General features: G+C 64.5%; 19 protein-coding genes and 1 tRNA gene. 15 read left to right on the top strand and 5 right to left on the bottom strand.

Translation table 11 applies throughout. The annotated features are described in order from the left end of the window. Positions 1 to 145 precede the first annotated feature (145 nt). The gene (locus BKA07_RS15960) at positions 146 to 1,423 is read left to right on the top strand and encodes a cell division protein PerM (RefSeq protein ID WP_167951798.1); all 1,278 of its coding nucleotides are present in this window, start codon (positions 146 to 148) and stop codon (positions 1,421 to 1,423) included. A gap of 34 nt (positions 1,424 to 1,457) precedes the next feature. On the opposite strand, the gene BKA07_RS15955 is transcribed toward BKA07_RS15960, so the two are convergent. Further along, complete coding sequence (locus BKA07_RS15955) at positions 1,458 to 1,910, bottom strand: hypothetical protein (protein WP_167951796.1); 453 nt, start codon at positions 1,908 to 1,910, stop codon at positions 1,458 to 1,460. A gap of 106 nt (positions 1,911 to 2,016) precedes the next feature. Here BKA07_RS15955 and purN point away from each other — a divergent pair, with 106 nt between their 5' ends. From purN to BKA07_RS15935, 4 genes are all read left to right on the top strand, one after another. Then, positions 2,017 to 2,637, top strand: a complete 621-nt coding sequence (gene purN / locus BKA07_RS15950) for a phosphoribosylglycinamide formyltransferase (protein WP_167951795.1) — start codon at positions 2,017 to 2,019, stop codon at positions 2,635 to 2,637. 55 nt (positions 2,638 to 2,692) lie between these two features. After that, positions 2,693 to 4,273, top strand: coding sequence for a bifunctional phosphoribosylaminoimidazolecarboxamide formyltransferase/IMP cyclohydrolase (gene purH / locus BKA07_RS15945; protein WP_167951794.1), 1,581 nt, complete (start codon positions 2,693 to 2,695; stop codon positions 4,271 to 4,273). Between the two features lie 112 nt (positions 4,274 to 4,385). Next, positions 4,386 to 4,616, top strand: a complete 231-nt coding sequence (locus BKA07_RS19055; RefSeq protein ID WP_209044000.1) for a hypothetical protein — start codon at positions 4,386 to 4,388, stop codon at positions 4,614 to 4,616. 139 nt (positions 4,617 to 4,755) lie between these two features. Further along, positions 4,756 to 4,938 carry an antitoxin gene (locus BKA07_RS15935; protein WP_167951793.1) on the top strand — a complete coding sequence of 61 codons (183 nt, stop codon included), beginning with the start codon at positions 4,756 to 4,758 and terminating at the stop codon, positions 4,936 to 4,938. Between the two features lie 212 nt (positions 4,939 to 5,150). Here the strand turns inward: BKA07_RS15935 and BKA07_RS15930 are convergent, their stop codons facing one another. Next, positions 5,151 to 7,778 (bottom strand): UvrD-helicase domain-containing protein, encoded by a 2,628-nt coding sequence (locus BKA07_RS15930; RefSeq protein ID WP_167951792.1) that lies wholly within the window; start codon positions 7,776 to 7,778, stop codon positions 5,151 to 5,153. A gap of 196 nt (positions 7,779 to 7,974) precedes the next feature. After that, a complete protein-coding gene (locus tag BKA07_RS19405; RefSeq protein WP_245161981.1) occupies positions 7,975 to 8,499 on the bottom strand; it encodes a hypothetical protein in 525 nt (174 codons plus the stop codon). A gap of 63 nt (positions 8,500 to 8,562) precedes the next feature. On the opposite strand from BKA07_RS19405, the gene BKA07_RS15920 reads away from it, so the two are divergent. The 6 genes from BKA07_RS15920 to pth all read left to right on the top strand — a co-directional run bounded on the left by BKA07_RS15920 (position 8,563) and on the right by pth (position 13,741). Next, a tRNA-Gln gene (locus BKA07_RS15920) sits at positions 8,563 to 8,634 on the top strand. 33 nt (positions 8,635 to 8,667) lie between these two features. Beyond that, positions 8,668 to 10,125 (top strand): bifunctional UDP-N-acetylglucosamine diphosphorylase/glucosamine-1-phosphate N-acetyltransferase GlmU, encoded by a 1,458-nt coding sequence (gene glmU, locus BKA07_RS15915; protein ID WP_167951791.1) that lies wholly within the window; start codon positions 8,668 to 8,670, stop codon positions 10,123 to 10,125. After that, positions 10,118 to 11,089 (top strand): ribose-phosphate diphosphokinase, encoded by a 972-nt coding sequence (locus BKA07_RS15910; RefSeq protein ID WP_167951790.1) that lies wholly within the window; start codon positions 10,118 to 10,120, stop codon positions 11,087 to 11,089. Before glmU ends, BKA07_RS15910 begins: the two co-directional genes overlap by 8 nt. Before the next feature lie 128 nt (positions 11,090 to 11,217). Next, the gene (locus BKA07_RS15905; protein WP_167951789.1) at positions 11,218 to 12,237 is read left to right on the top strand and encodes an alpha/beta fold hydrolase; all 1,020 of its coding nucleotides are present in this window, start codon (positions 11,218 to 11,220) and stop codon (positions 12,235 to 12,237) included. Positions 12,238 to 12,391: 154 nt separating this feature from the next. Continuing rightward, on the top strand, positions 12,392 to 13,024 hold the full coding sequence (locus BKA07_RS15900) for a 50S ribosomal protein L25/general stress protein Ctc (protein ID WP_167951788.1): 633 nt from the start codon (positions 12,392 to 12,394) through the stop codon (positions 13,022 to 13,024). 117 nt (positions 13,025 to 13,141) lie between these two features. After that, a complete protein-coding gene (pth, locus tag BKA07_RS15895) occupies positions 13,142 to 13,741 on the top strand; it encodes an aminoacyl-tRNA hydrolase (protein ID WP_167951786.1) in 600 nt (199 codons plus the stop codon). 9 nt (positions 13,742 to 13,750) lie between these two features. Here pth and BKA07_RS15890 read toward each other — a convergent pair whose 3' ends face one another. Together BKA07_RS15890 and BKA07_RS15885 are read right to left on the bottom strand one after the other, a co-directional pair. After that, on the bottom strand, positions 13,751 to 14,485 hold the full coding sequence (locus BKA07_RS15890; protein WP_167951784.1) for a rhomboid family intramembrane serine protease: 735 nt from the start codon (positions 14,483 to 14,485) through the stop codon (positions 13,751 to 13,753). Positions 14,486 to 14,591: 106 nt separating this feature from the next. Beyond that, on the bottom strand, positions 14,592 to 16,052 hold the full coding sequence (locus BKA07_RS15885; RefSeq protein ID WP_167951783.1) for an arylsulfotransferase family protein: 1,461 nt from the start codon (positions 16,050 to 16,052) through the stop codon (positions 14,592 to 14,594). 93 nt (positions 16,053 to 16,145) lie between these two features. On the opposite strand from BKA07_RS15885, the gene mfd reads away from it, so the two are divergent. The 4 genes from mfd (at position 16,146) to BKA07_RS15865 (ending at position 21,531) form a co-directional block, all read left to right on the top strand. Further along, positions 16,146 to 19,739 (top strand): transcription-repair coupling factor, encoded by a 3,594-nt coding sequence (gene mfd, locus BKA07_RS15880; RefSeq protein ID WP_167951782.1) that lies wholly within the window; start codon positions 16,146 to 16,148, stop codon positions 19,737 to 19,739. Between the two features lie 135 nt (positions 19,740 to 19,874). Continuing rightward, positions 19,875 to 20,069: a CsbD family protein gene (locus BKA07_RS15875; RefSeq protein ID WP_167951781.1), complete on the top strand. Its 195-nt coding sequence runs from the start codon at positions 19,875 to 19,877 to the stop codon at positions 20,067 to 20,069. A 206-nt stretch (positions 20,070 to 20,275) separates the two neighbouring features. Continuing rightward, entirely contained in the window at positions 20,276 to 20,734 is a 459-nt protein-coding gene (locus tag BKA07_RS15870) for a MazG nucleotide pyrophosphohydrolase domain-containing protein (protein ID WP_342449100.1), read from the top strand. Further along, positions 20,731 to 21,531, top strand: coding sequence for a tyrosine-protein phosphatase (locus BKA07_RS15865; RefSeq protein ID WP_167951780.1), 801 nt, complete (start codon positions 20,731 to 20,733; stop codon positions 21,529 to 21,531). The genes BKA07_RS15870 and BKA07_RS15865 overlap by 4 nt, the downstream gene beginning before the upstream one ends. Positions 21,532 to 21,584: the final 53 nt, after the last annotated feature.

The following is a 21,584-nucleotide window of genomic DNA, read 5'->3' as shown; positions in this document are numbered from 1 at the left end:
AAATTCGATTCGTCGTTCCCGTTGCTCATCGCTGGATGCATCCTTCGTGTCTACAAGCCTGTCCTGGCGCAATTGTACTTCCCACTGCAGAGAATCGCGTGGTCAATACCGGGAAGCGAGCCCGGCGTCAGCGAAAATGGAAGAGATGCACACTCCTTCCCACCCTCGCACGCACCGCCATCCAGTTCTGTTGGGGCTGATGGAAGCCCTGCGGATCGATCTCATCGTCGTCCCCGCGGCGTTCGTCATCGCCACCGTGTTCTGGCTCATCGCCCTGGGTTCCCAGCTGCCGTACTCGATCATCCCCGAGTGGGCGTTCTCACTCTGGGGAGTCGTCCACGGCCTGAACGTGACGACGATGGGCTTCGACTTCTCGCTGGCGCCGAGCCTGATCACGCTGGGTGTGTGGCTCTTCTTCGCCTCCGGCGCGAAACGTCTCGTCGCGGGAATGACCGAGGAGGAGGCCGGACTCACAGACAGCGACGAAGAAGGATGGTGGAAGTCCATCGCCATTGCGCTGGCGACCTTCGTCGTCGCCTATGCCGGCCCGCTCGTCACCTTGACCCTCCTGCTGGGTGAGGCGGCCATGACCCCGTACGGTCTCGTGCGGCTTCTCCTCATGCTGCTGTCCGCCTCGGCGGCGGGCTATCTCTGGGTTCGCGGTGTCGACGACATCCCCCGATTGCGTGATGTGGACCCCGAGGTCTGGGAGGCCGGCGACCACCTGGTGAAGAGGCTCCTGTGGGGATCGGCGATCCTTTCCATCCTGATCATCGCCACCGGCGTCGGACTCAGATGGAATGAGCTGGCCGAATCGCTGCAGGCCTACAGTTCACCGCTGTCGGCCGGCGTGGGCCTGCTCGTGATTCAGATTCTGTTCGCCCCCGGAATCCTGTTCGCTTCGCTGGCCTGGATCGCGGGAATCGGAGTGGATGTGGGAGCCGAAGGGCCCAGTTCGGTGTTCCATTCGATGCCGGGTCCCGTTCCGCACGTGCCCGTGCTCCAGCTCCTCGTCGGAGACTACCCGGCCTGGACGACTGCCGTGCCCGCGCTTCTCGTCCTGCTCGGAATCCTCAGTGTCATCGTCGGTCGTGCCCATGCCCGTCAGATCATGCTGGGCTCATGGGCCGGGCTCGGGGTCGCCGCGGTCAAAGTCTTCGTCGTGCTCCAGATCCTCGCGTTATTCGCTCGCGGAGCCATGGGCCCGGTCGGCCTCTCCGACTTCGGTCCTTCGGCGCTGACGGCCGCGGCGGCCGTCACCGCTTGGCTGGGGCTGGGGCTGCTCGTGGGCCTGGTGCTGACCCGACTCTCCGACATGCAGTACGGGGCGACGGAAGTGGCCGACGAGGACGGACTCGAAGACGACGAGCGGTCCTTCGGCTGGACAGCGGACGAACGAGGCGCGGGCGCGCCGGAGGATTGAGCCGGAACCGCTGCGTCGAACCTGGGGCAGCGCCTCAGCTGGTGCCCGGCAGATCCAGATCCTGGCCGGTCAGCTGCTTGAACCAGTCACCGAGGCCGGTCTGGTACTCGGTCGTGCAGGAAAGCTGCGCCTGCTGGGTGATGGCATCGCGGACGCATTCCTCATACTTGGACTGGACAGGCCAGAGGACGACTGATGACAGCGTCGAGAAGATGAGGTAGATGCTGAGCAGACCGCCCAATATGCCCAACGACATGTTGCGCTTCTGCTTCGTCCTGACCACGGCGATGATGTATCGGATCGACCACACGACAGCGGCGACGGCGAAGGCGATCGCCGCAAGTTTGAATGGCAGCGGATACGTGAACGTCAGGACAGAGGCGAGGATCAGCAGAATCAGGATCAGGCCATGGCGGGCGGGTGCAGCCTGCCTCTCCTCTTCGGGAGTCGGCGGGCTCTTCTCTTCGGTGTTGTTTGGTGACGTCACACCGATAGTTTGTCACAGTCCACTGACAAAATCCTTGACGGGACTCGGAATCCGCATTCTCGACGGCCGTGACCGCAGCAGATGAATCAAACGTTAGAATGGAACCGTGCGCATCGTTCTTCTGGCATCCGGCTCGGGTACTCTCACACAGGCAGTCATCGACGCATTCGCCGATGCAGATCGCGGAGTCGAGATCGTGGGAGTCGGCTCAGACTCACAGACGGCGGGCGTCATCGCCCGGGCGGAGGAGCGTTCGATTCCCACCTTCGTCGTGCGGCCCAAGGACTGCCCGAGCCGTGAGGACTGGAACATGCGGCTGCGCGACGCGGTCGCCGCACTGTCTCCCGACTGGGTGATCTCGGCCGGATTCATGCGGATCCTCGGACCCGCTTTCGTCGCAGCCTTCGACGATCGCATCATCAACACTCACCCTGCCCTGCTGCCGGCCTTCCCCGGAGCTCACGGGGTCCGTGACGCGCTGGCCCACGGCGTGCGCGTCACCGGAGGCACCATCCACATCGTCGATGCGGGAGTCGACACCGGCCCGATCATCGCCCAGTTCGCGATCCCCATCGGAGACGAGGACACCGAGGACACCGTGCATGAACGCATCAAGGTCCAGGAACGGATCGAACTCGTCCGCCTCCTCGACCACCTCGCCCACCATGACCTGGTCATCGACGGTCGGCATGTCAGCGGATATGCCACCTCGGCGGCGTCGAGCTGAGAACCTGCCCACTGACCAACCCACGAATCGGCAACCGAACCTTCAAGGAGCACCTGTGACAGGAACCCGCGCGATCAAGAGAGCGCTCATCAGCGTCTACGACAAAACCGGATTGGAGGATCTGGCTCGCGGACTGCAAGCTGCCGGCGTCCAGATCGTGTCCACCGGTTCGACAGCGGCGAAGATCGCCGAGGCGGGCGCTGAAGTCACCAAGGTCGAAGAGCTGACCGGGTTCCCCGAATGCCTCGAAGGTCGAGTCAAGACCCTGCACCCGCGGGTCCACGCCGGTATCCTTGCCGATTCGCGCAAGCCGGATCACATGAGTCAGCTCGACGAACTCGAGATCGCGCCGTTCGACCTCGTCATCGTCAACCTCTACCCCTTCGCCGACACCGTGGCCGGCGGGGCGAGCTTCGACGACTGTGTCGAGCAGATCGACATCGGCGGGCCCTCCATGGTGCGGGCAGCGGCGAAGAACCACCCGACGGTCTCCGTCATCACCGACCCCCACGACTACTCGGCCGTCATCGAGGCTGCTCAGGGTCAGGGCTTCGACATCGACGCCAGGCGAGGCTTCGCCGCCCGCGCCTTCGCCCACACCGCCGCATACGACACGGCCGTGGCATCCTGGTTCGCCGCAGAGCTGACCGCCGGGACCGCCGACTCCGGGGTCGACGAGGCGTCGGTGACCATGCAGCCCGCATTCGCCGGAGTGAGCGGGGAGAAGCTGACCGATCTGCGCTACGGCGAGAACCCGCACCAGGCGGCAGCGGTCTACTCCGACGGCACCCGCGGCATCGCCGGTGCGAAGCTGCTGGGCGGCAAGGCGATGTCGTACAACAACTACACCGACACCGATGCCGCGATCCGTGCGGCCTTCGACTTCGACCGTCCTGCGGTCGCGATCGTCAAACACGCCAATCCGTGCGGCATCGCCGTCGCCGACACCGCCGCCGCTGCGCACAGGGCCGCGCACGAATGCGACTCTCTGTCCGCCTACGGCGGTGTCATCGCGACGAATCGTGAGGTCGATGTCGAACTGGCCGCCTCGATCAAACCGATCTTCACCGAGTGCCTGGCCGCACCGTCGTTCTCTGCCGAGGCGCTCGAGCTTCTGTCGGGCAAGAAGAACCTGCGTCTGCTCGAACTCGGCGAAGTCGACTTCGCCGACTCAGAGATCAAACCGATCACCGGTGGCTTCCTCGTCCAGGACCGCGACGTGTTCCAGGCCGACGGCGACGTCTCCGAGAACTGGACCCTGGCCGCAGGCCCGGCAGTATCGGCCGAGACTCTCGCGGACCTGGAATTCGCGTGGAAGGCATGCCGTGCGGTGAAGTCCAACGCCATCCTCCTGGCCAAGGACGGTGCCTCCGTCGGTGTGGGAATGGGCCAGGTCAACCGTGTCGACTCCGCGAAACTGGCCGTCGAACGTGCCGGCGAGCAGAGAGCCCCTGGTTCCGTGGCCGCCTCTGACGCGTTCTTCCCCTTCGCCGACGGGCTCCAGATCCTCCTCGACGCGGGAGTCAGCGCGGTTGTGCAGCCGGGGGGTTCCATCCGGGACGAGGAGGTCGCCGCGGCGGCAGAGGAAGCTGGGATCACCATGTATCTGACGGGGAGCCGCCATTTCTTCCACTGAGAAGCGGAAGGTCTATCCACGCCATGCCAGGCGCGGGAGAGGACCGATCGCCAAGCGCTGGATCTACTGGAAACGGCGCTACTCGAACCCCGTCCCGCGCGACTGGGGGCTCTTGGGGTGTCTGCTGGGCGTCATCATCGGCGGAGCCTGCTCCATCGTCGACTTCCGACTCGGCGCCATCGTCCTGGCGGTCGTTCCGGCCGGACTGGCGATGGTGCGTGCGATGCCGCCGCCATGGGACGAGGTCTGGACGAACCGGTCGAAGACCGTCGACATCGCCACCGGACTGATTTTTGCTCTGGTTCTCGTGGCATCGGCGTTCGTCGTTCCGCAATCCCGCTGAAGTTACCGACTGGATGGTAACCGTCAGTTTGTGCATTCCCTGAGAAACGAATGGCTTCGGTTTCACCAGAGTGGAATGAGTGGCAGGGTGGATGGTGTCAGAAGGTTCGGAAGAACCTTTTCCAGCGAAAGGAGACAGCATGGGACTCGACGATCTTACAAACAAAGCCAAGGACGCCATGAATAGCGAAAAGGGTGAAGAGGTCAGCGATCAGGGTCTGGACAAGGCTGCTGACTTTGCCAACGACAAGACCGGCGGCAAGTTCGAAGACCAGATCAACCAGGGTCGCGACGGAGCCGACGACAAGCTTGGCAACGAATGATCTTTAGCCCATAGCCGCGTCCGGCATGGGAAAGCGCCGAGGTGATTTACGTTCACCTCGGCGCTTCTTCTATGCCCGTGCGCCGGTTCTTGCCCGTGCACCGGTGCGGATGGGCAGGTACGCGCGCCCGCGCAGTGGCCGGTACACGTGGAGGAGGCGATGCAGCTACACCCGGAGGAGGCGATGCAGCCATTACATGCGACAGTCGAACCTCAGCCGAGCTTCTCGATGGGGGCATAGCGGAGCAGGAGGCGCTTCGTGCCCAGAGACCCGAAGTCGACGACGGCGACGGTCTTGTCCCCGACACCATTGACCTCGGTCACGGTTCCGAGACCGAAGGACTCATGCGAGACCTTCTCACCCACCGACACGCTGATGACCTCACGGTTGGGTCGAATCCGGTTCGGGAACCCGGCCACCGGTGACGAGGAATTCGCCGACCCGGAGCGTGAGCGAGACGAGCCTCCGGAAGTCCGCCCGCCGCGCGCGTCCGCGGAACTGCCGCTATAGCCGCCGCCGAAGCCTCCGCCACCGAAGCCGGACGAGGAATATCCGCCGCTCATGCTCGATGAGAACGTGCCGGTGTTCTCCCAGTCGATGAGGTTCTCGGGGATCTCGGACAGGAATCTGCTCGGCGGGTTGTACTGCGGCTGTCCCCACATGCTGCGGGTCTCTGCCCGCGAGACGATCAGGCGCTGCCGGGCGCGAGTCAGTCCGACGTAGGCCAGGCGGCGCTCCTCGGAGAGCTCATGGGGATTCTCGAAGGAGCGGGCATGGGGGAAGCCTCCGTCCTCGAGCCCGGTGAGGAAGACAACGGGGAACTCCAAACCCTTCGCCGTGTGCAGAGTCATGAGGGTGACCTGGCCGAGCTCGGCATCGGGAATCTGGTCCGTGTCGGACGCCAGCGCCACCTGCTCGAGGAACGCCGCGATCGACGCCTGTCCGGACGCGGACGACTCCGGATTCTCCTCATCGGCAGCGCCTTCAGCAGTGCCTTCCGGAGCGCTTACGGCCGTGCCTGCTGCAGCGCCTTTGGCAGAGTTTTCACCTGCGCTGTCCGGATTCGCAATTGCATCGGGGGAGTGGGGGACAGCGTCTGCACCGACGGTGTCTTTATCATCGCCGGTCACTGCGTCGCCGACTGCTGCATCGTCGGTGCCCGCATCGTCGGTGTCTTCGTCGTCGGCGACAGCCAATGCCTGAGTGGCGACGAAATCTTCGGCAACGGCCACCAGCTCGGCGAGATTGTCGACACGCGATTCGTCCTGGGGGTCGGTGCTCTTCTGCAGTGACTCGAGATATCCGCTCTGCTCGAGGATCGCCTCGATGACCCGTGACAGCGGTGCCGCCTCGGCGGTGGCCGCCAGATCGCGCATGAGGTCGTAGAACTTGGACACGGCAGTCAGCGCCCGCGATGACAGATGGTCGATCTCATCGAGACGTCCCAGCGCTGTGTAGAAGCTGACTCCTTCACGATCGGCGAAGTCCGCGATGATGCCCTCGGTGCGATCACCGATGGACCGTTTGGGGACGTTGAGGATGCGACGCAGATTCACATCGTCGTCGGGGTTGGCCACCACACGCAGGTAGGCGAGGGCGTCCTTGATCTCCTTGCGTTCGTAGAAGCGGGTGCCCCCGACGACCTTGTACGGGATGCCCGAGCGCACGAGCGCATCCTCGATTGCACGGGACTGCGCATTGGTGCGGTAGAAGACGGCGAAGTCGCCATATGTGAATTCTTCATTGTCGATGAGCTCATCGACACGGTCGACGATGAAGCGGGCCTCCGACTGTTCGTTCTCGGCCACCCACCCGACGATGGGTTCGCCGCTGCCCTCGGACGTCCACAGCTTCTTGTCCCTGCGGTCCTGGTTGTTCGCGATCACCGAATTGGCAGCATCGAGGATGTTCTGCGTCGAGCGATAGTTCTGCTCCAGCAGAATCGTCTCCGCATCGGGGAAGTCCTTCTCGAACTCGACGATGTTGCGCACCGTCGCCCCGCGGAAGGCGTAGATCGACTGGTCAGCGTCGCCGACGACGGTCAGCTCGGCCCCCGTGGCACCGCCCGCACCATCTCCGGCCAGGGATTTGATCAGTGCATACTGCGCTGGGTTCGTATCCTGGTACTCGTCGACGAGGATATGCCGGAAGCGCCGGCGGTAGGAATCGGCCACCTCGGGGAAGGCCCCGAAGAGGTGAACGGTCTCAGCGATGAGGTCGTCGAAATCGAAGGCATTGGCCAGGCGCAGGCGCGTGGTGTAGCGCTGGAACACGTCGGCGAGAACCTCATCGGCGGGATTGTTCGGCCGTGGGGAGAAGTCATCGGGGGTCTGGAGGTCGTTCTTGAGGCTGGAGATCCGATGCAGCACCGACCGCGGTGTGTACTTCTTCGTGTCGAAGCCGAGTTCTTTGAGGATCTGGGACACGAGCCGTTGAGCATCCTGGGCGTCATAGATGGTGAAGTTCGACTTCATGCCCAGCACCTTCGCCTCGCGACGGAGGATCCTCACACACGAGGAGTGGAACGTCGAGACCCACATAGAACGCGAGGCCGGGCCGACGATGGAGCTGACACGCTCGGCCATCTCCTTGGCCGCCTTGTTCGTGAACGTGATCGCCAGGACCTCACCGGGGTGGGCGCGACCGGTGGCCAACGCATATGCGATGCGCCTGGTCAGGACAGTCGTCTTCCCAGAACCGGCACCTGCCACGATCAGCAGCGGTGAGCCCGTGTGGGCCACCGCCTCTCGCTGTCGCGGATTGAGTCCGGTGAGGAGTTCGGCCGTCCGTGAGTCGGCTCCCTGAGTGGCTTCTTCGATGTTTTCAGCTGCAGCAGTCATGTCCGGATCAACGATACCGTCAGGCACTGACGCAGGGAAAAGGAGAGCACTTGGGGTAGAGAAAGGGCTCCGCAACCGCCGGTATGAGCGGGACGGACCCGCCTCAGCAACCTTCCGGGCGCTGAGCAACCCCTCTAAAGGTTGCCCAGCGCCCGGAAGGTTGCTGAGGGTCTCAGTCAATGCTGAGAGGTGAAGATCAGTGGACGAAGACGGCCACCAGCACGTTGATGATTGCGCCGGCGAAGACCAGATGCGCCATCGTCGCCGAGGGGCTCTTGACCTTCGTGGCCACACCGCCGTCGCCGACAGCTCGAGCGGCCACACCGCCGTCGCCGGCAGCTCGAGCGGCCACACCGCCGTCGCCGACAGCTCGAGCGGCCACACCGCCGTCGCCGGCAGCTCGAGCGGCCACACCGCCGTCGCCGACAGCCCCGCCGGCGGTCGACGCGGCGAAAGCCTTCTGCTTCTTGTTGCCGAGGAAAGCGAATATGGTGACGAGAATCGCAATGACCAGTTTGATGCCCATCTTCATATGGTTGACTTCGCCGTCACCCAACTCGGCGATGGCGAGCAGGAGAAGCCCGGTGATGAGCTGGAGATAGGAGCCGTGCAGCATGCCGGGAGCGACCTTGGGAGTGCGGATGAGAGAGAAGTATCCGCCGACGATGATCGCCATTCCGATAAGATGCAGTGCCACCAGAATCTCGCGAAGAATTTCCATACGGTTCATCCTAGTGGCATGATGGTGTCTCGTGAGCGCGGGCCCACTACAGGCGCACGCTGTTCCGCCCTGGTGTAATGGCAGCACGCCGGCCTTTGGAGCCGTGTGGTATAGGTTCGAATCCTATGGGCGGAGCTGGCCCAATCCGACTTGCGAAGGATTCAACAGATGTCGCAGACCCGACCAACCGCCGTCATCGTTCTGGCCGCTGGCCAGGGAACCCGAATGAAATCGACGCTTCCGAAGGTTCTGCATCCGATCGGCGGCCGGTCCCTGCTCCACCACTCGATCACGGCGGCGGCAGGCACTACCCCCGAACACCTCGTCGTCGTTGTCCGACATGAGCGTGATCAGCTCGTCGCCCACCTCGACTCGCTGCCGATCGACTCGGCGCAGACGGTGCTCATCGCCGATCAGGACGAGGTCCCCGGCACCGGCCGTGCCACCGAATGCGCACTCACCCAGCTGCCCGAGGACCTGACCGGCACAGTGGTCGTGACCTACGGCGATGTGCCGCTGCTGACCGCTGAGACCATCAACAGTCTCGTCGAGGTCCACGAGTCCTCACACAATGCCGTCACGGTCCTGTCCGCCGAGGTGGACGATCCCGCCGGGTACGGTCGCATCGTCCGCGACGCCTCCGGTGCCCTGCTGCGCATCGTCGAGCAGAAGGATGCGAGCGACGATCAGCGCAGCATCCGGGAGATCAACTCCGGCATCTACGCCTTCGACGCCTCGGCGCTCAAGACCGGTCTGGCCGCGCTGACGACCGACAATTCTCAGGGCGAGAAGTACCTGACCGATGTGATCGGGTCCTCCCGCGAGGCCGGAGGGTCCGTTGCGGCCACCGCCACCCACGACCTGTGGCAGGTCGAGGGCGCCAACGATCGTGTGCAGCTGGCGAACCTCGGCAAGGAGCTCAACCGCCGCCTCTGCGAGAAGTGGATGCGCTCTGGGGTGAGCATCATCGATCCCGACACCACCTGGATCGACGTCGACGTCGCCCTGGGCGAGGACGTCACGATCCTCCCCGGCGTCCAGCTGCTCGGCGCCACCGACATCCACACCGGTGCCGTCGTCGGTCCCGACTCGACCCTGAAGGACACCGTCGTCGGTGCCGAGGCACAGGTCGTGCGCACCCATTCGGAACTCGCCGTCGTCGGAGCCGCGGCCACGGTCGGACCGTTCGCCTACCTGCGACCCGGGACCCACCTCGGCGAGGACGGGAAGATCGGCACCTTCGTGGAGACGAAGAACGCGGACATCGGTCAGGGTGCGAAGGTTCCGCATCTGTCCTACGTCGGCGATGCCGAGATCGGTGAAGGCTCCAACATCGGTGCCGCATCGGTCTTCGTCAACTACGACGGTGTCAGCAAGCACCGCACCGTCGTCGGAAAGCACGCACGCATGGGCTCGGACAATATGTACGTCGCCCCTGTCACGGTAGGCGACGGCGCTTACTCCGGTGCGAGCACAACGGTGCGCAAAGATGTCCCTGCGGGAGCGCTTGCCATGACCGTGGCGCCACAGCGTAACCTGGAGGGCTGGGTCGTCAGCAACCGCCCCGGCACGTCTGCAGCGCAGGCGGCCGAGGCCGCATCTGAAGGGGAACCGGCAAGTGAATGAAATTACGACGGCGAGCGAGAAGAAGCTCGTCCTGGTCAGCGGGCGCGCGAACAATGAGCTTGCTGAGCAAGTCGCTGAGAACCTGGGGACGGAACTTCTCCCCACCGACATTTACAACTTTGCCAATGGAGAGATCTACGTCCGGTTCTCCGAATCGGTCCGCGGCTGTGACGTCTTCGTCCTGCAGTCCCACAGTGCACCCATCAACGAATGGCTGATGGAACAGCTCATCATGGTCGACGCGCTCAAGCGTGCATCGGCCAAGCGGATCACGGTCATCGCACCGTTCTTCCCCTACGCCCGACAGGACAAGAAGCACCGCGGGCGCGAACCCATCTCGGCCCGCCTCATGGCCGATCTGTACAAGACCGCCGGTGCCGACCGCATCATCACCGTGGACCTGCACACCGCGCAGATCCAGGGCTACTTCGACGGGCCGGTCGATCACCTCCTCGCGATGCCGATCCTCGCCGGCTACGTCAAGGACAAGTACCCCGGTGACCTCGCCGTGGTCTCACCCGACGCGGGCCGGATCAAGGTCGCCGAGAACTGGTCCAACTCCCTGGGCGGAGTGCCGCTGGCATTCATCCACAAGACTCGCGACATCACACGTCCGAACGAGACCAAGGCCAACCGCGTCGTCGGTGAGGTCGAGGGGCGGACCTGCGTCCTGGTCGACGACATGATCGACACCGGCGGGACCATCGTCCAGGCCGCCGACGCCTGCATGGCCGCCGGCGCCACCGGCGTCATCGTCGTCTCGACGCACGCAGTCTTCTCCGGACCGGCTGTCGAGCGCCTGTCGAATTCCGTGGCACAGGAAGTCATCGTGACGAACACGCTGCCGCTGACCGAGGACAAGATGTTCGACAAGCTCACCGTGCTCTCGATCGCGCCGCTCATCGCCCGCGCCGTGCACGAAGTCTTCGAGGACGGATCGGTCACCAGCCTCTTCGAGGTCTGAGGCCGCTGCCTGAGCGTTTGCGAACCCCGAGCCGATCCTTCGGCCCGGGGTTCGTTCTGGTCCGGCTGCAGCAGGGGATGCCATCGACGCTCTACACTGGAGACAATCGAGTGAAGGGAACCGTGACGATGTCGTCCCACGATTACAACCGGTACCGGGTCAGCGTCTCCGGTGGCGAACTGTCCGTCGGTGTCTGGGAGCCCGTAGCCTACGGGCCGGGTCGCGTCCCCACGGTGTGCGTCATCCACGGCATCACCTCGAACCATCTGTTCTTCGCCGGCTTGGTGTCCGCTCTGCCGGGGGTGCGCATCATCGGCCCCGACTTGCGAGGACGGGCTGACTCGCGTCTGCTGGGACCGCCGTTCGGGATGAGGGCCCATGCCGAAGACGTCCTCACCGCCATCAACGCCTTCGCCGAGCCGGGGCCTGTGACCCTGGTCGGCCATTCCATGGGCGGATTCGTCGCCATGACCCTGGCCGGCCTCGGTGCGGGAGCGGAGCCCGGCGCCGAGGTGGCCGATCGTTTCCGTGGCCCCGTCCTCATCGACGGGGGACTCCCGCTGCCTGTGCCCGACACCGAGGGCGAGGATGACGCCGAGGCACCCGATGACCTCAACGACCGCGATCTCGACACCGACGACCTCATCGCCGCGGTGCTCGGGCCCGCGGCTGATCGACTCTCGATGTCCTTCGGCTCGGTCGAGGAATACCTCGCGTTCTTCGCCGCACACCCGGCCTTCGTCGACGGACTCGACACGGTGGCCGCGGAGAGCTTCGTCTATGACCTCGCGGCCAAGGACGACCACAGCTTCCAGCCCTCGACCTCCATCGAGGCGATGCAGGCCGATGCCGCGGACATGTACACCGGGGACGCCTATCAGAGCTCTCTCGCCCAGGTCATGGGCAGCCGGCGACGTCAGTCCGAGGTGACGTTCCTCGTCGCCGAACGCGACCTCGTCGCCTCAGAGCCCGGGCTCTACCCGCCGGACCTCGTGGACTCCTACCGTCAGCGCTGGGAGGCGATGGACGTCGTCGACGTGCCTGGGACCAACCACTTCGACATCGTGCTCTCCGAGGCCGGCATCGACGCCTGTGCCGAAGCGGTGATGGTCCGACTTGGTGTCGCAGACGACGGTGCTTTAAACTGAACGGGTTGCCTCGGCGAGGGAAACATGATGTTTCCGTTATCGACGCGGTCCTGACCCACAGCGCTGACCGGCCCGTCCGGGCGGGTGTCAGCAGTGCGGTCTCAGGCTGTTTCGCCGTGGTGCTTGAAGATTGGGACACCACGAAGGAGAGAAAATGGCTGACTTCAAACTCATCGCCGAACCTCGCAATGAATTCGGCAAGGGCGCTGCCCGCCGCACCCGCCGCGCGGGACGCATTCCCGCCGTCGTCTACGGACACGGGGGAGACCCGGTCCACATCTCGCTCGAAGGCCACGCCACCATGATGGCCCTCAAGCACGCCAACGCGCTCTTCGAGATCGAAAGCACCGACGGTGCCAAGAACGTTCTCGCGATCGCCCGCGACGTGCAGACCGACGTCGTCACCCGTGAAATCGAGCACCTCGACCTCATCATCGTCAAGCGCGGTGAGAAGATCGAGGTCGACGTGCCCGTCCACATCATCGGCGAATCCGCTCCCGGCACCATGGTGCAGCAGGAGGAGTCGACCATCCTCATCAGCGCCGACGCCACCAAGCTGCCGGAGCTCATTGAGGTCACGGTCGACGGGCGACCCGCGGGCGAGCACGTCCTGGCCGGACAGGTCGAACTGCCCTCGGGCGTCGAACTCGCCGCGGATCCGGAACTCCTCATCGTCAACGTCTCGGAAGAGGCCGAGATGGACACCGAGTCGGACGCCGAGGAGACCGAGGAGACCGAAGCCGAGTCGACCGAGGCCGCAGAAGAGGAGAAGTCCGAGGACGAGTGACCTCACCTGCGCCCTGCTGCAGGGCGCAGACTGAAGTCTGAATTCGGTGGGTCGTCGGACAGGCGACCCACCGAATTCGTTCCGGATCGGGCACGAAGAGACACGAGAGGGACGACGATGACGAACGAAGCGTGGCTGGTCTTCGGCCTGGGCAATCCGGGTCCCAAATACGAATCGACCCGCCACAACATCGGGCAGATGGTCATCGACGAACTCACACAGCGCATCGGGGTGAAGCTCACCCGCACGAAGCTGCGCTGCAATGTCGGCACCGCCCGGCTGCCGACGGGTGCGACCCCCGGCCTGCCGGGCCCTCGAGTGGTGCTCGCGACCTCTACCGGATACATGAACGAATCCGGCGGACCGGTCCGGCAGCTCGCTGACTTCTACTCTATCGACACCGCACGGATCGTCGCCGTCCACGACGATGTCGACATTCCCTTCGACACGATCAAGGCGAAGATCGGCGGCGGCGAAGGCGGGCACAACGGACTGCGGTCGATGACCTCGGTCCTGGGGACGAAGGACTACACTCGCATCCGTGCGGGTGTGGGCAGACCCCCGGGACCTCAGGACACCGCCGACTACGTCCTCAAACCCTTCTCCAAGGTCGAACGGGCGGCCCTGCCGATGTTCATCTCCGACATCGCGGATGCAGTTGAGATGCGCATCATCGAAGGACTCGAACGCGTGCAGCTGACCTACCACTCGAGGTGAGAGCGGCAGTCACTTCTTATCGGCGCGGCCCTGACGGCGGCGGTGGATGAGCCAGGCGGCGAAGACGCCGCCGGCGAAGCCGAACAGGTGCCCCTGCCAGGAGATCCCATTGGCCTGGGGCAGCATCCCGAACACCATCGAAGCACCATAGATGACGAAGACGACGAGTCCGATGGCGAAGTAGAGGATCTTGCGGAGCACATCGTCGGTGAACCAGGTCCGCACGGCCAGGTAGCCGAAGAAGCCGAACACGATGCCGGACGCACCGACGACGTGCTGACCGACCGGCAACGTCGTCAGCCAGGCACCGAGCCCCGACACCACGGCAGTGATGGCGGTGACCAGCCAGAATCGGCGAGCTCCCTCGACGGCGATGAAGAGGCCGAGGATGAGGAACGGGAATGTGTTGGCGGTGAGATGGCCGAAGCCGGAATGCAGCAAGGGCGACGTGATCAGCCCGTAGAGCGAGGCCGGATTCCACGACTGCAGACTGAACGCGTCGAGATCGGCCGGCAGGACCGCATCGACGATCTCGACGACCCACATGATCGCCAGCAGCACGATGACGGGGACGAATCGCGAGAGCCGATGCTCACGGCTGACGGTGGTGCGCAAATTGGCCACCTTCGGCGCTCCTGCGGTTGGGTGGCCGCCTGACCTGGACGAATCGGAAGTGGAAGATTCGGTGCCGAACAGGAACTGGGACTCTTCGGCGGAGAAACGAGGGGACTGGTCGGAATTCATGTCTCAATTGTCGGTGATGAAGCTTGGAGAACGCCGAAAAACCGGGCCTGTCGGGCAATCGTGACTGTTCCGTTAATCCCGTTACAGTCCCGATACCTGCGAACGGTCAGCTCACTCTGGTGCTGCCGATCCTGTGTCCGGACTCGTCGAGGGCTTCGACGATGATCTGGGACCCGGCCGGCTCGATGTCGGCCGAGGTCTCGAATCCCGTGCGATCGACGACGGCGGTCTCCTCGAGCTGCTCTTCACTGTCTCCGCTGAGGATCCGCCAGGACGCGACCTCGGTGGCACCGTTCCAGCTCATGTGCACACGGGTGACGCCCTCACCGGGTTCGGACTTCGTCGCCGTCGGAGGCGCCGAAGGGGTCGCTTCCCAGTCGAATCGGTACGCCCGGTAGTTCGAACCGCCCGTGAACGTCGCGTCGTAGAGGAGGTCGCCGTTCTTGGCGAACTCAGAATAGTAGGGCTCCGATCCCCAGCCGATGAACACATTGCCGTTGTCGAGCTCCTGCATATTGCCCTGGCTGCCCGAGGAACGATCGTCGGGGGCCGGATACTCGGTGACCACCTCGGCGGTCATCGTCTTCTCATCGAGGTCGAGTCGCAGCCCACGGGAGTCGCCGAGGCGGGGTGCGGCATGATTGTCGAAGAGCGTGAGCGTACCGTCGTCACTGCGCAGAGCATCATGCTGCCAGGCGAAGGCTGCGCCTTCGCCCATCTCGAAGTCACTGGCCGAACCGCCGAGCACCCAGTTGAGATCGGTGCTCTCGCGATCGAGCTGATAGACGGCGTGCGTGTTGCGGGCCGAGACGAGGAGAGAATCGCCGTCATCGTCCTCGGACACGGAATTGAGGTGGATGTAGTCGAACGGAACGTCCTCGGTGCCCTCACCGTCCTTGATCGTCGACTCCGTCTGATCGACGGGCACGTCCTCCAGCGTGCGCCATTCGAAGACCGGCTCACCGGAGTCGATGTCGACCTCCTGGACCACTCCCTCCCAGACCCAGCCGTCCTTCGGGCCTCCGACCGAGGTGAGGTCCGTCGGGGACTTGATGTAGGAGAGGAGGAACATCGTGCCGTCATCGGTGATCGTCGTCTCGTGCAGGTCGGCGGTCTTGTGGGCCAGATCCCCGCCCATGCCGACCCGCGCGATCTCGTTGTAGCTGTCGTCGAGCATCACGACCTCACCGGCCGTGTGCGGCGTCTCGGCCAGCCCCTCCCACCAGGTGAGGACCGGCTCGTTCTGGTACTCCTGGACGCGCAGGTCCCACACCTGGCCCGCGCCCTGGCGGATCCAGACCGGTTCCCCCGCCGAATCGAGGATGAGCCCGCCGACCCAGGATTCGTCGTCATCGGCGGTCTGCCCCTTCGGACCGAGGAACGTCTTGAGATCCTTCTCCTCCTCGGGCGGCTGCGTGGTGACGTCGATGTCGATCCTCGGCGGGTCCAGTTCCGGCCTGCTGTGGAAATCCCAGCGCTCGGCTTGGGGGACTTCTTCGCCGGCGGTGCATCCGGACAGGAGCAGCGCTGCGACCGCAGCGGAAGCGATGAGGGTGCGGTAGGACATGTACTTATCTTCACACGATCGTGCGGGGATTGCGGAGGAAGGAGGATCACAATCGCCGCCGTTTCCCGTGTCGGGTGCGTGGCCTAGAATTGCATGGTGCTCAACGGACTCGATCTCACACGCCAGAACTCGACCATCACCGACCTCGTCGAAGCGTTCAACGACTCGGCGACAACGGGTGGGACGATCGATGCGATCCGAGGTCTGTGGCCGTCGATCCTGCGACGGACGCTCGTGTCCGCCGGTCAGGACACATCCACCTCGGCGCCGCAATTGATCGTCACGGCCACCACGCGTGAGGCCGAAGACCTGGCACGGTCACTTGCGGACTGGGTTCCCGAGGACTCGATTGCGATCTTCCCCAGCTGGGAGACCCTCCCTCACGAAAAGCTCTCACCCCGGTCCGACACGGTCGGACAGCGTCTGCAGGTTCTGCACCGCCTGGCCCACCCGAGCCCCGAGCGGCACCTGACCTTCATCATCACGCCGGTCCGAGCCTTCCTCCAGCCGTTGGTCAAAGGCCTCGGCGACATCCGGCCCGTGGAATTGGGCGTCGGTGACGAGTACGAGATCGAGCAGCTGTCCCAGAGATTGACGGAGCTCGCGTACTCACGTGTGGACATGGTCTCCCACCGAGGTGAGTTCGCCGTCCGCGGCGGCATCGTCGACATCTTCCCGCCGACCGCAGAGCGAGCCCTGCGCATCGAGTTCTTCGGCGACGAGGTCGACGAGATCCGCGAGTTCTCCGTCAGCGACCAGAGATCCATCCCCACCGAGGCCGACGCCGCGCCCCTGCGCCTGACGGCCCCGCCCTGCCGCGAACTCCTCCTCACCGACTCCGTCCGGGAACGGGCCGCAGCACTGTCACAGACTCTGCCGGACGCATCCGACATGCTCGACAAGATCGCCGGGGGAGTCGCCGTCGAAGGAATGGAGTCGCTGTCGGCCGTGCTGGCCGAAGGCATGGAGCCGATCATCGCGCTGCTGCCGGAGTCCACGAAGATCATCATCACCGAACCCGAGCGTGTGCAGGCCCGAGCCGCCGATCTCGTGGTGACGACGAACGAGTTCCTCGAAGCCGCATGGGCCGGGGCTGCCGGCGGCGGCGAGGCACCGATCGATCTGTCGGCAGCCACCTTCCGGACCATGGAGGAGATGGAAGAGGGCGCTCGCCTCATCGGGCTGGCCTGGTGGGAGCTCGGCGGCTTCTCCACGGACGAGGAGCTCGTCTCTCCCGCGGACAATCTCTTCTCCGTTCCGGCCCGCGCACCTCGGGGATATGCCGGTGATGTGGAGGCGATCCTCGCCGACGTCAAGGGGCTCATCCACGACAAGTGGCGCATTCTCGTGCTCACCGAGGGCCAGGGCCCGGGGCAGCGCATGGTTGAGGTGTTCTCCGAGGCCGGAGTCCCCGCGACGTTCATCGACGACCCGAGTGACCTCGCCGAGGCGGTGGTGACGGTGACCACGGCCGCACCCTTCGGAGGCTTCGTCTTCGACGACCTCAGACTGGCCGTGCTCACCGAGGCCGATGTGCTCGGACGGGCCGCGGCCACCTCGACGCGGGACATGCGCCGTCTGCCCACCCGACGCAGACGCAACCAGGTGGATCCGCTCAACCTGACCCCCGGGGACTTCGTCGTCCACGATCAGCACGGTGTGGGCAAGTTCGTCGAAATGACGCAGCGGACCACGGGCAAGGGCCCGAACAAGCACACACGCGAATACCTCATCGTCGAATACGCCCCGGCCAAACGCGGCCAGCCCGGCGATCGCCTGTACGTGCCCAGCGACGCCCTCGACCAGGTCAGCCGCTACGTCGGCGGGGAGGCCCCGAGCCTGAACAAGATGGGCGGGGCCGATTGGCAGACGACGAAGGCCAAGGCCAGGAAGGCGGTCAAGGAGATCGCAGGCGAACTCGTCCGCCTCTACTCCGCGCGTCAGGCCACGGTCGGCCACACCTACGGCCCCGACACTCCATGGCAGCGCGAACTCGAAGACGCCTTCCACTACGTGGAGACGGCAGATCAGCTCACGACCATCGACGAGGTCAAGGGCGATATGGAGAAATCGGTCCCGATGGACCGACTCATCTGCGGCGACGTCGGCTACGGCAAGACCGAGATCGCGGTCCGCGCCGCGTTCAAGGCGATCCAGGAGGGCAAGCAGGTCGCCGTGCTCGTACCCACGACGCTGCTCGTCCAACAACACTTCGAGACCTTCGCCGAACGCTACTCCGGCTTCCCCGTCACGGTCGGTGCGCTCTCACGCTTCCAGACGAAGCAGGAATCGGACAAGGTCGCCGAGGATCTGGCCGCGGGCAAGCTCGACCTCGTCATCGGCACACACAGGCTGCTCAGCGGCGAGGTGCGCTTCAAGAGTCTGGGCCTGGTCATCATCGACGAGGAGCAGCGCTTCGGCGTCGAGCACAAGGAGACGCTCAAGGCGATGCGCACGAACGTCGACGTGCTCGCGATGTCGGCGACCCCGATCCCGCGAACCCTGGAGATGGCCGTGACCGGCATCCGCGAGATGTCGACGCTGGCCACCCCGCCCGAGGAACGGCATCCGGTGCTGACCTACGTGGGCAAACGGGAGGACAAGCAGATCAAGGCCGCTGTCCGTCGTGAGCTCATGCGCGAAGGCCAGGTCTTCTACATCCACAATCGGGTCAAGGACATCGAAGCCGTGGCAGGCCACATTGCCGAGCTCGTGCCCGAGGCCAGGATCGCGATTGCGCACGGGAAGATGAACGAGCACCGTCTGGAGCAGGTCATCGTCGACTTCTGGGAGAAGAAGTACGACGTGCTCGTGTGCACGACGATCGTCGAGACCGGCATCGACATCGCCAACGCGAACACGCTGATCATCGACCACGCCGACCGGTTCGGACTCTCCCAGCTGCACCAGCTGCGGGGCCGAGTGGGGCGGGGCCGCGAACGCGCCTACGCCTACTTCCTCTACCCGCCGGACACCACGTTGACGGAGACCGCCCATGACCGGCTGACCACCCTGGCCGCGCACACCGAGCTCGGTGCAGGCATGCAGGTGGCGATGAAGGACCTCGAGATCCGCGGTGCCGGCAACCTCCTCGGCGGCCAGCAGTCCGGGCACATCGAAGGGGTCGGGTTCGACCTCTACGTGCGCCTCGTGGGCGAGGCCGTCGCAAACTTCCGGGGCGAGGACACCGAGCCCGAAGCGGATATGCGCATCGAGCTGCCCGTCGATGCGCACCTGCCGGCAGAATACGTCGACCATGAGCGTCTCCGCCTCGAGGCCTACCGGAAGCTTGCGGCAGCGGCGAACGAGGAAGAGCTGCAGGAGGTCCTCGACGAGCTCGTCGACCGCTACGGTCCCTACCCGGAGGCGGTGGGCGTGCTCGCCGATGTCGCCAGGCTGCGGATCAGGGCCAAGGCCTCTGGCGTCAATGACATCGTCCTCCAAGGCAACTTCGTCCGCTTCGGTCCGCTCGAACTCGAGGAGTCGCAAGTGGTGCGGCTCAAGCGCCTGTATCCGAAGTCCCTGATCAAACCGGCGATCAGGTCGGTGCTCGTGCCCAAACCGATGGACGGCGACGGGTTCGGTGCGAAGGAGATGACGGATTCCGACATTCTGCGGTGGGCCCATCAGTTCCTCGACGCAATCGTCCCGGTCGTCGTCTCCGACGTTGTCGAGGCCGGAGTCTGACGACGATCGGCCTCGGACTCTCGCACACACTTCAACGAAGTCTGCGCGTATTCTGAGAGTTCACTTGCGGTACCGGTTCGTAGCGTAGAGTGCGAATACGGCTACAGACGTGCCGTGAGACGAAGGAGGGCCACCATGGGTTTTGACGACAAGTTCGACAACAAGGCTGAGGAATTCTCCGGTAAGGCCAAAGAGACCGTCGGCGATGCCACCGGCGACGACGAGCTCAAAGCAGAGGGCTCGGCGGATCAGCTCAAGGGCAAGGCCAAGCAGGTCGGCGAGCAGGTCAAGGACCTCGGCGAAGACGTCAAGGACAAGTTCAAGAAGTAATGAGGACCTCGGCCCCCATCGCGTTTGCGGTGGGGGTCGTTCCTGTTTGCGCAACCGAACACAATTGCCGGCGGCTGAGCGTACTGGCCGGAGGGGATGCCGGGTGACTGAGCGTCGGATATTCGCGTGAAAACCGACGTTCGGTCACCTGGCAATATGACGACAGCGGCACTGTCAGGTGCATATGCGCGTGGAACGGAACCCAGGTGGAAGAACAGAGAGCAGATGTTATGGGCGAGGTGCGGACAACCGGGGCGATCGAGGCGATGGCGACGCTGCGTCGTCGGTGCCCCTGGTCGAGCCGACAGGACCACGGCAGTCTTGAGAAGTACGCCCGCGAAGAGACCGAAGAGCTCATCGAAGCGCTCGGGGACTATCGCGAAGATCCGAGTCCGGACCACCGCTCGTCCGTGGTCGAGGAGCTCGGCGACGTCTTCTACCAGGTCCTGTTCCACTCCGCGCTGCTGGACGAAAGCGCCTCCGAACCCTACGGTCACACCTTGGAAAGCGTCATCGACGGGCTCGAGGCCAAACTCGTCCGTCGGCATCCTCTGGCCTTCGGGGAGGACGGCCGCGATGGACAGATGGCCTCCCTCGAGGACGTCGAGCGAGAGTACCGGCGGATCAAAGCAGAAGAGAAACAGCAGAAGGACACTCCGCAGTGAGCTTGGATCGCATCGACATCGAGGGCACATTCAACTTCCGTGACATCGGAGGGTCCCCCACCTCGGCGGGGGAATCCACCGTCGAGGTGGGGAAGGTCTACCGTTCCGACGGTCTGGCCCAGCTCACTGACAAAGCGCGCGCCGACATCCGAGCCCTCGGCATCCGCACCGTCATCGACCTGCGCGACATCGGGGAACGGTCGAAGCTGCCGGACGCCCTCGACGGACTCGACGTGAATCACATCGAACTGCCCATCTTCGACGATCGTTTCTTCCCCGCGAAGCAGCTCAGCATCGAAGAGATGAAGCGGGTCGCGGAAGAGACGGGGATGGACCTCTCCGACCGCTCGCTGAGCAGGATCTACGACCTCATGATCGACCATTTCGGCCCCCGTCTGGCCAAAGCCGTCGACATCATCGCTGACAGCTGCGAGGGCGGCGTGATCTTCCACTGCTCGGCCGGCAAGGACAGAACCGGGGTGATCGCGGCGTTCGTCCTCACCCTCCTCGGAGTCGGACGCCACGAGATCCTCGACGAATACTCGATCACCTCCCGACACCTCTCCGGCGGCTTCCTGGAGAACATCGTGAAGAACTTCGCCGATGCCGGCATCTCCGGCAACCTCGCCGAGACCGCCACCGCGGCACCACCGGAACTGATGGCGAAGGTTCTCGACTCGATCGACGCGAAATACGGCGACAACGGCGTCGAGGACTATCTGCTCGAGCATGGGATGGACCCGATGAGCCCTGCAACGTTGCGTCGACTCCTGCTGGCCCCCGCTGATCTCGACTGAGTCGGCGCGGATCCTGCTGACGGGGACCGAGCCGGCTGCTCCGGTGCATTAAG

Source organism: Brevibacterium marinum, assembly GCF_011927955.1.
Taxonomy (GTDB): domain Bacteria; phylum Actinomycetota; class Actinomycetes; order Actinomycetales; family Brevibacteriaceae; genus Brevibacterium; species Brevibacterium marinum.
Note: the sequence above shows the minus strand (reverse complement) of the source record. Positions and strands in the feature narration are given on the sequence as shown.

Coding starts and splice junctions, on each gene's coding strand:
- BKA07_RS15875 (WP_167951781.1), top strand. CDS start 19,875: ATGGGTTTTGACGACAAGTTCGACAACAAGGCTGAGGAATTCTCCGGT.
- glmU (WP_167951791.1), top strand. CDS start 8,668: ATGTCGCAGACCCGACCAACCGCCGTCATCGTTCTGGCCGCTGGCCAG.
- BKA07_RS15900 (WP_167951788.1), top strand. CDS start 12,392: ATGGCTGACTTCAAACTCATCGCCGAACCTCGCAATGAATTCGGCAAG.
- BKA07_RS15885 (WP_167951783.1), bottom strand. CDS start 16,052: ATGTCCTACCGCACCCTCATCGCTTCCGCTGCGGTCGCAGCGCTGCTC.
- BKA07_RS15960 (WP_167951798.1), top strand. CDS start 146: ATGCACACTCCTTCCCACCCTCGCACGCACCGCCATCCAGTTCTGTTG.
- BKA07_RS15935 (WP_167951793.1), top strand. CDS start 4,756: ATGGGACTCGACGATCTTACAAACAAAGCCAAGGACGCCATGAATAGC.
- pth (WP_167951786.1), top strand. CDS start 13,142: ATGACGAACGAAGCGTGGCTGGTCTTCGGCCTGGGCAATCCGGGTCCC.
- BKA07_RS15890 (WP_167951784.1), bottom strand. CDS start 14,485: ATGAATTCCGACCAGTCCCCTCGTTTCTCCGCCGAAGAGTCCCAGTTC.
- BKA07_RS19405 (WP_245161981.1), bottom strand. CDS start 8,499: ATGGAAATTCTTCGCGAGATTCTGGTGGCACTGCATCTTATCGGAATG.
- BKA07_RS15905 (WP_167951789.1), top strand. CDS start 11,218: ATGTCGTCCCACGATTACAACCGGTACCGGGTCAGCGTCTCCGGTGGC.
- BKA07_RS15930 (WP_167951792.1), bottom strand. CDS start 7,778: ATGACTGCTGCAGCTGAAAACATCGAAGAAGCCACTCAGGGAGCCGAC.
- mfd (WP_167951782.1), top strand. CDS start 16,146: ATGGTGCTCAACGGACTCGATCTCACACGCCAGAACTCGACCATCACC.